Annotated in this window: 11 protein-coding genes; 6 read left to right on the top strand and 5 right to left on the bottom strand. The window is 74.3% G+C overall.

From position 1 onward, the window contains the following. Positions 1–223 (bottom strand): DUF4235 domain-containing protein (locus ACJOT3_RS25450; RefSeq protein WP_406975630.1); only part of this gene is annotated, 223 nt, incomplete at its 3' end. 226 nt (positions 224–449) lie between these two features. Between ACJOT3_RS25450 and valS the strand changes: the two genes are divergently transcribed. The 4 genes from valS to ACJOT3_RS25430 all read left to right on the top strand — a co-directional run bounded on the left by valS (position 450) and on the right by ACJOT3_RS25430 (position 5432). Then, complete coding sequence (gene valS, locus ACJOT3_RS25445) at positions 450–3041, top strand: valine--tRNA ligase (RefSeq protein WP_406975629.1); 2592 nt, start codon at positions 450–452, stop codon at positions 3039–3041. A 137-nt stretch (positions 3042–3178) separates the two neighbouring features. Beyond that, the gene (dut, locus tag ACJOT3_RS25440; RefSeq protein ID WP_406975628.1) at positions 3179–3655 is read left to right on the top strand and encodes a dUTP diphosphatase; all 477 of its coding nucleotides are present in this window, start codon (positions 3179–3181) and stop codon (positions 3653–3655) included. 57 nt (positions 3656–3712) lie between these two features. Beyond that, entirely contained in the window at positions 3713–4570 is an 858-nt protein-coding gene (locus ACJOT3_RS25435) for a DUF3710 domain-containing protein (RefSeq protein ID WP_406975627.1), read from the top strand. A gap of 130 nt (positions 4571–4700) precedes the next feature. Beyond that, complete coding sequence (locus tag ACJOT3_RS25430; RefSeq protein WP_406975626.1) at positions 4701–5432, top strand: PIG-L deacetylase family protein; 732 nt, start codon at positions 4701–4703, stop codon at positions 5430–5432. A gap of 38 nt (positions 5433–5470) precedes the next feature. Here the strand turns inward: ACJOT3_RS25430 and ACJOT3_RS25425 are convergent, their stop codons facing one another. After that, positions 5471–6652 (bottom strand): serpin family protein, encoded by a 1182-nt coding sequence (locus ACJOT3_RS25425; protein WP_406975625.1) that lies wholly within the window; start codon positions 6650–6652, stop codon positions 5471–5473. A 66-nt stretch (positions 6653–6718) separates the two neighbouring features. After that, positions 6719–7819 carry a serpin family protein gene (locus tag ACJOT3_RS25420; protein ID WP_406975624.1) on the bottom strand — a complete coding sequence of 367 codons (1101 nt, stop codon included), beginning with the start codon at positions 7817–7819 and terminating at the stop codon, positions 6719–6721. A 578-nt stretch (positions 7820–8397) separates the two neighbouring features. Between ACJOT3_RS25420 and ACJOT3_RS25415 the strand changes: the two genes are divergently transcribed. Then, the gene (locus ACJOT3_RS25415; protein ID WP_406975631.1) at positions 8398–9144 is read left to right on the top strand and encodes a DUF3159 domain-containing protein; all 747 of its coding nucleotides are present in this window, start codon (positions 8398–8400) and stop codon (positions 9142–9144) included. Positions 9145–9227: 83 nt separating this feature from the next. Here the strand turns inward: ACJOT3_RS25415 and ACJOT3_RS25410 are convergent, their stop codons facing one another. Then, a complete protein-coding gene (locus ACJOT3_RS25410) occupies positions 9228–9911 on the bottom strand; it encodes a potassium channel family protein (protein ID WP_406975623.1) in 684 nt (227 codons plus the stop codon). Continuing rightward, positions 9911–10594: a potassium channel family protein gene (locus ACJOT3_RS25405; RefSeq protein ID WP_406975622.1), complete on the bottom strand. Its 684-nt coding sequence runs from the start codon at positions 10592–10594 to the stop codon at positions 9911–9913. Before ACJOT3_RS25405 ends, ACJOT3_RS25410 begins: the two co-directional genes overlap by 1 nt. 336 nt (positions 10595–10930) lie before the next feature. Here ACJOT3_RS25405 and ACJOT3_RS25400 point away from each other — a divergent pair, with 336 nt between their 5' ends. Then, positions 10931–12244 (top strand): class I SAM-dependent RNA methyltransferase, encoded by a 1314-nt coding sequence (locus ACJOT3_RS25400; protein ID WP_406975621.1) that lies wholly within the window; start codon positions 10931–10933, stop codon positions 12242–12244. Positions 12245–12254: the final 10 nt, after the last annotated feature.

The raw sequence follows: 12254 nt of genomic DNA, 5'->3' as shown, positions 1-12254 counted from the left end.
CCGCCAGGACCCGGGCCACCTCGACGCCGACACCGGCGACGACGGCCCAGCCCAGGGCGCGGCCCAGGCTCACGTCGGGGGACTCCAGGTCCGTGGGCGGCTCCTCGCCGGTCGCACGGGTCCAGGCGAAGGTCAGCGCCTTGCGCATGACGAACTCGGCCGCGAACCCGGCCACGAAGCCCAGGATGACCGGGCCGACCTCACCGCCGTCCTTCTTAGCCATGTGAATCGTTCACCGTTCTTGTCGAGTGCACGGGCACGGGCGGCGGACCGCCCGTCACCCCATGGTCTATCCGGAACGATCCTTTCACGCACGCGCCCCCGCGTCGGTGAGCACCCCGGCCGCCGTTCGAACACCCCAGGGGGGTCAACGAGTGCGTGACGCACCAGGGCGTACCGTGCCGCGAATCCAGGAGCGATCACGCTCCGGAGCGCACTACCATTGCCCCATGACCAACCGCTCTCATTCCTTCCGCATGCCCGACAAGCCTTCGCTGGACGGTATCGAGGCGAAGTGGGTCGACGTATGGGATGAGTCCGGCGTCTACCACTTCGACCGCACGGCGCAGCGCGAGGACGTCTACTCGATCGACACCCCGCCGCCCACGGTCTCGGGGTCGCTGCACATCGGCCACGTGTTCTCGTACACGCACACCGACACCGTCGCGCGCTTCCAGCGCATGAACGGCAAGGCCGTCTTCTACCCCATGGGCTGGGACGACAACGGCCTGCCCACCGAGCGCCGGGTCCAGAACTACTACGGTGTCCGCTGCGACCCGTCGATCGCCTACGACTCGGAGTTCGAGCCGCCGGCCAAGCCCGACCCCAAGCGGCAGATCCCGATCTCCCGCCGCAACTTCATCGAGCTGTGCGACAGGCTGACGGCCGAGGACGAGAAGGTCTTCGAGTCGATCTGGCGGCGCCTGGGCCTGAGCGTCGACTGGCGGCACACCTACGCCACCATCGACGACAACTCCCGCGCCGCCGCCCAGCGCGCCTTCCTGCGCAACCTCGCCCGCGGCGAGGCCTACATGGCCGAGGCGCCCACCCTGTGGGACGTCACCTTCCGCACCGCGGTCGCCCAGGCCGAGCTGGAGGACCGCGAGCGGCCCAGCGCCTACCACAAGGTCGCCTTCCACAAGCCCGACGGCACCCCGGTCCACATCGAGACCACCCGCCCCGAGCTGCTCGCGGCCTGCGTCGCCCTGGTCGCCCACCCCGACGACGAGCGGTACCGGGACCTCTTCGGCACCACCGTCACCACGCCGGTCTTCGGCGTCGAGGTCCCCGTCAGGGCGCACCGGCTCGCCGACCCCGAGAAGGGGTCCGGCATCGCCATGATCTGCACCTTCGGCGACACCACCGACGTCACCTGGTGGCGCGAGCTCCAGCTGGACACCCGCCCCATCATCGGCTGGGACGGGCGCATCATCGCCGACCCGCCCGCGGGCCTGGAGTCCGGCGCGGCCCGCGAGGCCTACGACCGCCTGGTCGGCGCCACCGTCCACACCGCCCGCGAGCGCGTCGTGGAGATGCTGCGCGAGAGCGGCGACCTGGTCGGGGACCCCACGCCGATCACCCACCCGGTCAAGTTCTACGAGAAGGGCGACAAGCCCCTCGAAATCGTCACCACCCGCCAGTGGTACATCCGCAACGGCGGCCGCGACGAGGAGCTGCGCCGACAGCTCGTCGAGCGGGGCCGCCAGCTCACCTGGCACCCCGAGCACATGCGGTCCCGCTACGAGAACTGGGTCGAGGGCCTCAACGGCGACTGGCTGATCAGCCGCCAGCGCTTCTTCGGCGTCCCCTTCCCTGTCTGGTATCCGCTGGACGCCGACGGCAACCCGCGCTACGACGAGCCGCTGCTGCCCACCGAGCAGCAGCTGCCCGTCGACCCCAGCTCCGAGGCGCCCGCCGGGTACACCGAGGACCAGCGCGGACAGGCCGACGGCTTCATGGGCGACCCTGACGTGATGGACACCTGGGCCACCTCGTCGCTGTCCCCGCAGATCGCCTCCGGCTGGGAGCGCGACGAGGACCTGTTCCGCCGCGTCTTCCCGATGGACTTCCGCCCCCAGGGCCAGGACATCATCCGCACCTGGCTGTTCTCCACGGTCGTGCGCGCCAACTTCGAGAACGGCACGCTGCCCTGGCACACCACCGGCATCTCCGGCTGGATCCTGGACCCGGACCGCAAGAAGATGTCCAAGTCCAAGGGCAACGTCGTCACCCCGCTGGCGCTGCTGGAGAAGTACAGCTCCGACGCGGTCCGGTACTGGGCGGCCAGCGGCCGACTGGGCACCGACACCGCCATGGACGAGGGCCAGATGAAGGTCGGCCGCCGGCTGGCCATCAAGATCCTCAACGCCAGCAAGTTCGTCATGTCCGTCGCGGGCGAGGGCGCGGTCGCCGACCCGGCGCAGGTCACCGAGCCGCTGGACCGGGCGATGCTCGCCACCCTGGCCGAGGTCGTGGAGGAGGCCACCGCGGCGTTCACCGCCTACGACCACACCCGGGCCCTGGAGCGCACCGAGCGGTTCTTCTGGGACTTCTGCGACGACTACCTGGAGCTGGTCAAGGCCCGCGCCTACGACACCGAGTCCGCCGAGGGCGCCTCCGCGCGCGCCGCGCTGCTCGTCGCCCTGGGCGCCCTGCACAAGCTCTTCGCCCCCTTCGTCCCCTTTGTGGCCGAAGAGGTCTGGAGCTGGTGGCAGGAGGGCTCGCTGCACTCCCAGCCCTGGCCGGACGCCGCCGAGTACCGGGCCGCGGCCGCGGACGGCGACCCCGTCGTCCTGACCGCCACCGCCGAGGTCCTGCGGGCCGTCCGCAAGGCCAAGTCCGAGGCCAAGCTGTCCATGCGGGCCGAGGTCGAGCGGGTCCGGGTCACCGGCAAGCGCGTCGAGGCCGCCCGGGCCGCGGCCGCCGACATCGCCGCCGCCGGCCGGGCCGCCGGGATCGACTTCCAGTCCAGCGACGACGCCGAGCTGACCGTCGAGGTCACCCTCCCCGAGCCCACCGAGGAGCCCGGCGCCCGGTCCTAGGGCGCACACCGTCGCGGCCGGAGCGGACACCCGCCCCGGCCGCGACGTGTTCGTGGCGCTCCCGAAGCGGGGCGGAGGCCCAAAGGGGTACCGCTGAACGCCGATGCAGCGCCCCGGGGGCGATAGGCTCGGCGAATGTGAGTAGTGCATCCCCGGAGGGCGGCCGGATCCCGATCACGGTCCACCGCCTGGACCCCGGCCTTCCCCTGCCCGAGTACGCGCATCCCGGCGACGCGGGAGCCGACCTGTACACCGCCGTGGACGTCGTCCTCGCGCCCGGGGAGCGGTCCACCGTCCCCACCGGCCTGGCCATCGCGCTGCCGGACGGGTACGCGGCCTTCGTGCACCCCAGGTCGGGCCTGGCCGCGCGCTGCGGGCTCACGATCGTCAACGCCCCGGGCACGGTGGACGCCGGATACCGGGGCGAGATCAAGGTGACCCTGCTCAACACCGACTCCGCGGACCCCGTGAAACTCACCCGGGGCGACCGGATCGCGCAGTTGGTGGTCCAGCGTGTGGAGCGGGCGGTGTTCGTCGAGGCGGACACCCTGCCCGGGTCGGTGCGCGGAGCGGGCGGTTTCGGTTCGACCGGGGGCAACGCCGCACTGCGGTGATGGACGTCCCCGACCCGGTGCGATCCCGGGACCAACGGAGAACGAAGAGGTGAGGGCGTGTTTGGACGCCGCCGCAAGAAGCGGAAAGAAGAAGAGGCCGGCAGAGCCGGGGCATCCCGGGAGGGCGCGGCCGGTGCCGTCTCCTTCGACAACGAGGTGCACCCCGGCGCCGAGGCGACCCCCGGCGGCGAACCCGTCAAGGACGCCGACCGGCACCGCTCCAACGGACCGTGGGACGCCGCCGAGGACGCCCCCGAGCTCAAGCGCATGGACCTGGGCGGGATCCAGGTGCCCCAGGAGCAGGGCACCGAGATCCAGGTCAACGTGGCCCAGGACGCCCAGGGCAAGCAGAAGGTCATCGGCGTGACCCTGGTGCGCGGCAAGAGCGCCGTCCAGGTGCAGCCCTTCGCCGCGCCCAAGTCCTCGGGCATGTGGGACGAGATGCGCGAGGAGCTGCGCGAGCAGGTCGAGAAGCAGGGCGGCAAGGTCGAGGACCACGACGGCACCTTCGGCCCCGAGCTCAAGGCCCTGGTGCCGGTGCCCGGCCGGACCACCGAGGACGGCCGCCAGCTGGCCCAGCGGGTGCGGTTCATCGGCGTGGACGGCCCGCGCTGGGTGCTGCGCGGCGTGATCCGCGGCGAGGGCGCCTCCAAGCCGGAGGTGATGGCCGAGGTGGAGAAGCTCTTCGCCGACGTCGTCGTGGTGCGCGGCGACCAGCCCGTCCCGCCCGGCGAGCTGCTGCCCATCACCGTGCCCAAGCAGGTCCAGGAGCAGATGGCCAAGGCCGCCCAGGCGCGCGCCGCCCAGCAGGCCCAGGCCCGCCGGGCCGCCCAGCCGGGTGCGCCGGGGACCTCGCCCAACGGGGCCGCTCCGCGCGGCCCGGGCGCCTCGCCCAACGGCTCCCAGCAGGCCTAGCAGGCCTGGGAGGCCTGACCGGCGTTCACGGAACCGCCCCGGAGCACCGCTCCGGGGCGTTCCCGTGTGCGGAGGGGCCCTCCCGTGTCCGGGTCGGTGCCGCGGGCCGGGCCTTCCGTAGGGTGGGCCCATGACGAACGACAGCGCACCCGCGCCCCTGCCGGAGGACTGGACCCGGGCCCTGGCCGTGGTCGCCCACCCCGACGACCTGGAATTCGGCGTCTCCTCGGCGATCGCCCGCTGGACCCGCCAGGGCAAGGAGGTCGTCGAGCTCATGGTCACCCGCGGTGAGGCGGGCATCGACAGCCTCGGACCCAAGGAGTGCGCCCCGCTGCGGATGGCCGAGCAGCGCGCCTCGGCGGCGGCGGTCGGTGCCGCCGCGGTGGAGTTCCTGGACTTCCCCGACGGCCTGCTGGAGTACGGTCTGCCGCTGCGCCGCGCCCTGGCCGAGGCGATCCGCAGGCACCGGCCCGAGGTGGTCATCTCGATCAACTTCCGCGAGCACTTCGCCGGGGGGAGCGGGTTCAACCACGCCGACCACCGGGTGGTGGGCCCCGCCCTGCTGGACGCGGTCCGCGACGCCGCCAACCGGTGGGTCTTCACCGAGCAGCTCGCCGACGGGCTGGAGCCCTGGTCGGGGGTGCGCTTCGTCGCGTTCGGGGCCTCCCCGCGGGCCGCCCACTTCGTGGAGTTGGGCGAGGACGACCTGGCGGCCGGGGTGGCCTCCCTGGACGCCCACCAGGTCTACCTGGCCAACCTGGACGGGTTCGACCAGAAGGCGTTCCTGCCGCAGGCCGCCGCGATGGCGGGGGAGTGGGCGGGGGTGCCGCTGGCCACCGGCTTCGAGGTGTTCGACGTCTGAGGCGGGTCCGGCCCGCACGCGTGCGGGCCGGACCGCGCTCACCAGGAGTGTTCGAGGGGCTGCGCGGGCCCGGGGTCCCGGGGGTCGGTGACCCGGCCCAGGAAGAGCGCGGCGGAGCCGCGGCGCAGGACGAACGCGAACGGCCGGTCCACGTGGAACTCCAGGGGGCGCGGCGGCGGCATCGCGCTCCCCAGCGTCATCATCACGGCGGTCGCCGCGGCCCCTTCCGCGCCGACCTCGTCCACGTTGAGCACCGCCCGGTGGATGATCGCGTCCACCTGGAGCGGGTCGCCGGTGATCCCGCGCAGGTCGTCGCTCGGCCCGCCCGCCGCGGCCGCGAGTCCGGGCAGCAGCGGCAGCAGCTCGAAGCCGCTCTCCACCCGAAAACGCGGCAGCGCGACGTCCACCCGCTCCGAGCGCAGCGACCCCAGCAGCGCCCGGTGGGCCCCGGCGGTCAGGACGGGCGGTTCGGTGCCCTCCTCCGGCAGGACGACGTCCAGGTACAGGCCGTGGTGCCCGGCCAGGGTGAGCATGCGCAGCCCCGCCGCCCCGGCCACCTGGAAGTGGTCGGTCTGGCGCATGGTGGGCACCGGCCGGTCGCCGCCGGGGGCGTGGAACACCCGCTCCTCGGTGCGCTCCGAGTCGAACGGGGAGGCCCACACCAGCCGCACCCACAGCGCGTTGAGCAGCACGGACTCGGTCCCGGCGGTGACGGCCCCGGGTGAGAGCAGGTCGGGGATCATCCCGCGGGTGACCTCGGCGACGGCGGCGTTGATCTCCCGGCGCACCTTCTCCGGGTCGGCGGCGAAGTCCACGGGGCGCACAGCGGAGGCGGGGCGCCCGGCCAGCTCCGCGGCGAACCCGGGCAGCACGGTGCGGTCGGCGCGCACGTACAGGTCGTTCACCGACGCCAGTTCCAGCGGCGGGGCCTCCTGGCCCCCGGGAGGGGCCCAGCCGCTCGTACCGCCCAGGGTGGTCCCGCCGGCGTCGGCCGACACCGCCGCGTCCAGCGCGGTGACGTGCTCGTCCAGGGTGCCGCGGTCCGCCGCCAGCAGCCGGGTCAGCGCCGCGAGCACCTCCCCCGAGGCCCCGGCGGCGAGCAGGGACAGCGCGGTGGCCGCCGAGTGCGGCGACCACACGTGCGAGGTGTCCGGTTCGGCCAGGGAGTCCTCCAGGGACAGCGCGAAGCGGAGGTGGTCGGGGTCCAGTTCCGGTGTCATGGCGGGCCTTCCGTGGGGAGGTGACGGGAATCGAACGAGGGGGACGGGTGACGGGGGGGATGGGTGTCAGGCGGCGGGTCCGGGGTCGACCGGGTCGGTCACCCGGCCCATGAACAGGATCGAGGCGCCGCGGCGCAGGGCGAACACGAAGGGCCGGTCCACGGTGAACTCCACCGCCCGGGACGGCAGCCCCGCCCGCAGCATGATCACACCCGTGGCCGCGGCCCCCTCCGCGCCCTTCTCGTCCACGCGCAGCACCGCCTGGTGCAGGATCTCGCTCACCGCCAGCGGCTGCGGGCTGATGCCGTTGAACCGCGCCTGGCCGCCGACCATCTCCTTCAGCCCCAGCCGGGCCAGCGGCCCCAGCAGGGACACGCTGGTGCGCACCGTGAACCGCGGCAGCGCCAGCTTCGTCATCGCCGGGGCCTGCGCCCGGTACAGGGCGGACAGCAGCTCCGGGGCCAGCGGCGGCGGGGTGGGGGCCGCGGTGTCGGGCAGCAGCACGTCCAGGTACAGGCCGTGCCCCCCGGCGAGGGTGGCCAGGCTCCACCCGTGCGCGCGGGCCAGCGGAAGCTTCGCGGTGCGGTGCATGGTGGGCACCGGTCTGGGCCCGCCCGGGGCCCGGAACGTCGCGGGCCTGGTGTTGGAGGGCTTGAACGGCTCCTGCCAGACCATCTTCACCCACAGGGCGTTCACCAGCAGCAGGCGCACGTCGGGCGGCGGCAGCCCGGGCGGCAGCAGCTGGTCGATGAGGCCGCGGGTCACCTGGGCGACCCGGCCGTTGATGTACCGGCGGACCCCCTCGGTGTCGCCCCGGAAGTCGACGTTGGCGATCTCCGCGCCGCCCCGGGCGCGCACGTGCTCCACGAACGTCCGGCGCAGCTGCAGGTCGCCGGGCACGTACAGGCCGTTGAGCACGGCCAGGTCGAGCCCGGGTTCGAAGGCCACCGAGGCGTCCAGGTCCAGCAGCTGCCCGGCGAAGTCGCGGCCGATGAGGGCCACGATCTGGGCCAGGGTCCGGTGGGAGGCCCCCGAGGCCAGCAGGGCCAGCACGGTGCCCACGGAGTGGGGTGACCACACGTGGGAGGTACCGGGGTGGATCAGTTCCCGGTCCAGTGCGGCGGCGAACTCCAGGTGGTCCCTCCGGGGGAGGGGGATGGACGACATCGGGCTCCTCGGATCGGTGGTTCTCCGGGGCAAGCGTACGGAGTGCCGACGCCGCAGGCCAGGGTCACCCTGCCGGTCCGGGGTCGTCGGGGTCGGCGACCCGCCCCAGGAGGAGCAGGGCGGCCCCGCGGGGTCGAACCCCGGCAGGCCGGCCAGCCGGTCCCGGGTGCGGCCGCCCGCGCCCTGGGCGAGCAGGTCCGGGACGGCGCCCACCGAGGCCGGGGACCACACGTGGGATGCGAGGGGGTCCCTCCAGGGCGGGGAGGAGAGCAAGGAGCGGCGTCGGGGCGTCCCGGGAGGCGGGAATCCGGCTGTCGGGGGATGTGCCTCCAGGCTACGGCCGGGGCCGTCCGATCCGTGTGGGGTTGACCGGACCCGGTCGGACCGCGGCCGGGTCCGGCCGGTGAGAAATCGGTGAGAAGCCGCACGGACCATCCGCCCCGCAGCCGGGCAAAACCGTCGATAGCGCCCCGGCCGGGACCGGGAGGGCCGCCGGAGGTCGCGTAGGGTGGGTCATCATGACCGTGCACCCCCCGCCCGGGGGCGGCACCGAACGACGCGGAGCGGACCGGGAGCAGATGACTGAGCAGCAGCGCGCCGAGGAGGGCACCGGCCCCGAGCCCGAGGGGGCGCGCCCCCCGGAGGTGACCGAGGAGACCGTCGAGGCGCTGGTCCGCTCCCAGCTCGCCAAGGCGCTGGGCGGCAAGCGGGGCATGGTCGAGGCGGCCGTTCCGACCCTGACCTTCACCCTCTCCTACATCATCGGCTCGGACCTGCGCCTGTCCATCGGCCTGGGAGTGGCCGCGGCCCTGCTGCTGGGCGTGCTGCGGCTGGTCCAGCGCTCCTCGGTGCAGTACGTCGTCACCAGCCTGTTCGGCATCGGCATCGCCGCGGTCTTCGCGATGCGCAGCGGCAACGCCGCCGACGCCTTCCTGCCCGGCATCATCTACAACGCCGTCTACGCGCTGGTGCTGAGCCTGTCGGTGCTGGTGCGCTGGCCCGCCATCGGGCTGATGATCGGCCCGTTCATCGGGCACAAGGAGGACTTCACCTCCTGGCGGGAGAACCCCGCCGTGGTCTCGCTGGCGTCCAAGCTCACCTGGCTGCTGGTCCTGCCCTGCGTCATCCGCGTGGTCGTGCAGTACCCCCTGTGGGCGGCCGCCACCTACGCCGGGGCGAACACGTTCGCGGCCCTTGGCCTGTCCAAGGTCGCCATGGGCTGGCCGCTCCAGGTGGCGGCGTTCGCGGCGATGGTGTGGGTGCTGGCCCGCGGGCGCACCCCGCTGGCCGAGCGGCCCGCCGCCCAGGACCGACCCGAATCCTGACGGTCCCCCGAACCCGCGGTCCTCGAACAGACGGTCCCTCGAACAGACGGGGCGCGCCCGCCGGGCGCGCCCCGCATCCGTTCTCAGGCCCCGGACGCCTCGCCCGCCGGGTCCAGGACCGCCTCCAGCGGGCCCAGCGCCTCCGGCTCGGCCAGGAACACCACGGTGTTGCCCACCGACAGCACCCGGTCGGGCTCGGGCGCGCGCACCCCGCCCGGCCCCACCACCGCGACCAGCGCCACACCCCCGGGCAGCACCGCCGCCAGCTCGGACTCGGGCCGCCCCGCGAACGGGCTGCCCGCGTGCAGCACCGACTCGGCGATCTCCGCGCCCGGCAGCGGCGGCAGGGCGTCCTCGTCGGAGGGCTCCTCCTCCGGGTCGTCCTCCACCAGGTCGGCGATCAGCCGCGGCGGCGACACCGCCAGGTCCACGCCCCACGAGTCGTTGAACAGCCACTCGTTGACCGGGTCGTTGATCCGGGCGATCACCCGGCCCACCCCGAACTCGGTCTTGGCCAGCAGGGACACGACCAGGTTCACCTTGTCGTCACTGCTGGCGGCGACCACCACGTCGAAGTCGCCCAGCCGGGCGTCCTCCAGGGTGGACAGCTCGCAGGCGTCCGCCAGCAGCCACTCCACCTGCGGCAGGTCGTCCACCCCGATCGCCCGGGTGTCCCGGTCGATGAGCAGGACGTCGTGCCCGTTGCCCGCCAGCTCCGTGGCGATGGAACGCCCCACGCTCCCGGCACCCGCGATCGCGACGCGCATCACCGCACCTCCTCGTCACCGGGGTCCCCGTGCAGGCGCGCGGACAGCCCGTCCAGTTCCCGGCCCGGGGCCACGACGTGCAGCACGTCGCCCGCCTCCAGGGCCACCTCCGCGCCGGCCAGCACGATCCGGCCGCTGCGGGTCAGGTACACCACCCGCAGCCCCGCCCGCTCCTCCAGTTCGGTGATCGGCCGCCCCGCCCACCCCTCGGGCAGGGTGACGTCGGTCATCGTCAGTGTCCCCGACGCGTCCTGCCACTCCGGGCCCGCGGTCAGGCGGTCGTCCCCCGGCACCATCCGGCGCAGGATCGCGTCCGCGGTCCACCGCACCGTCGCCACGGTGGGGATGCCCAGCCGCTGGTACACCTCCGCGCGGCGCGGGTCGTAGATCCGCGCCACCACGTGCTCCACCCCGAACGTCTCGCGCGCCACCCGGGCCGCGATGATGTTGGAGTTGTCCCCGTTGCTCACCGCGGCGAACGCCCGTGCCCGGTCGATCCCGGCGGCCAGCAGCACCTCCCGGTCGTACCCCAGCCCCCGGACCGCGTGTTTGGCGGTGTCCCCGCGCAGCCTCCGGAACGCCTCGGGGTCCTGGTCGATCACCGCCACCGTGTGCCCCAGGTCAACCAGTGTGTGCGCCAGCGTGGACCCCACGCGGCCGCACCCCATGATCACGATGTGCACCTCGCCCGCACTCCCGTCGAAACAGCGCCTCCCGGGCGCGGGGCGTCACCCCGTGCCCTCTCAGTGCCACCTTGGCACATCGGCCACCATCCCGTGCGTTCGGGCCGACACCGGGCGGGGCCGGAGCGGCCGCCGTGCGCCGAGCGTGACCGGAACCGGGTCGCGGTGGCGGTAGATTGGGGCGGTCGGTGACCGTGCGTGCAGGTCACCCGCGGGACGTGCGCCGACGCGCACCCCGGGGCGCCCCGCAGCGCCCCGCCACAGCCTCCTCCCGCGACGGGCGACGACCCGTGGACGCCGCCGCAGCACATCCGCGATCCCCGGAGGAACCCCGTCATGACCCATGCCGGTACCGAGTTCGAGCTCACCGTCGACGACGTCGCCCACGGCGGGTGGTGCGTGGGCCGCCACAACGGCCAGGTGGTGTTCGTCCGCCACGCCCTGCCCGGCGAGCGGGTGCGGGTGCGGGTCACCGAACGCACCAGCAACCTGCTGCGCGCCGAGGCGGTCGAGGTCCTCACCGCCTCCCCGGACCGGGTCGAGGCCCCCTGCCGGTTCGCCGGGCCGGGCGCCTGCGGCGGCTGCGACTGGCAGCACGCCGCCCCCGAGGCCCAGCGGCGGCTCAAGGGCAGGGTGGTCGCCGACCAGCTGCGCCGGATCGCCGGGATCGACCGCGAGGTCGTCGTCGAGGAGCTGCCCGGCACCCCCGGCGGCCTGGGCTGGCGCACCCGGGTGCGGTTCGCGGTGGACGCCGAGGGCACCCCCGGCCTGCGCCGCCACCGCTCCCACGACATCGAGCCGGTGGACCGCTGCCTCATCGCCCACCCCGGCGTCACCGAGCTGGGCGTGACCGAGCTGCCCTGGCCGGGCGTGCGCGAGGTCGAGGCCATCGCCGCCGCCGAGCGCGCCGACCGGGCGATTGTGGTCACCCCCACCGGCGCCAAGCTGGGCACCCTGCCCGAGCTGAAGGCCTCCAGCGCCGTGCTGCGCCGCTTCAAGGGCGGCCGCGTCCAGCAGGTGCGGGGCCGCCGCGGGGTGCGCGAGATCGTCGGCGAACGCGAGTTCCGGGTGGGCGCGGGCGGGTTCTGGCAGGTCCACCCGGCCGCCGCCGGGGTGTTCACCGAGGCGATCCTGGCCGCGCTGGCCCCCAAGCCCGGGGAGACCGCCCTGGACCTGTACTGCGGCGCGGGGCTGTTCACCGCGGCCCTGGCCGAGGCCGTGGGACCCGAGGGGCGCACCATGGGCGTGGAGAGCGGCGCCGACTCGGTGCGCGACGCCCGGTACAACCTGCGCGACCTGGAGCAGGTGCGCATCGAACAGCACGACGTGGCCGCGCAGCTGCGCGAGTGGGCCGACGTGCGCGCCGACGTGGTCGCCCTGGACCCGCCCCGCGCGGGGGCCGGGGCCGAGGTGGTCCGCTCGATCGCCGGGACCCGGCCGCGGGCGGTGGCCTACCTGTCGTGCGACCCGGCCACCCTGGCCCGCGACCTCGCCGAGTTCGACAGGGTCGGGTACCGGCTGGTGGACCTGCGGGCCTTCGACGCCTTCCCGATGACCCACCACGTGGAGTGCCTGGCGGTGCTGGAGCCGGTCAACCCGGCCCGCCGCCACCGCGAGGCCCAGGAGGCCCGCGAGGCCGGCGGGCAGTGACCGCGCCGGG

It is taken from the genome of Nocardiopsis protaetiae (assembly GCF_045446735.1).
In the GTDB taxonomy this organism is placed as follows: Bacteria; Actinomycetota; Actinomycetes; order Streptosporangiales; family Streptosporangiaceae; genus Nocardiopsis; species Nocardiopsis protaetiae.
The sequence above is the reverse complement of the archived record's forward strand: the minus strand, read 5'-3'. Positions and strand labels throughout refer to the sequence as shown.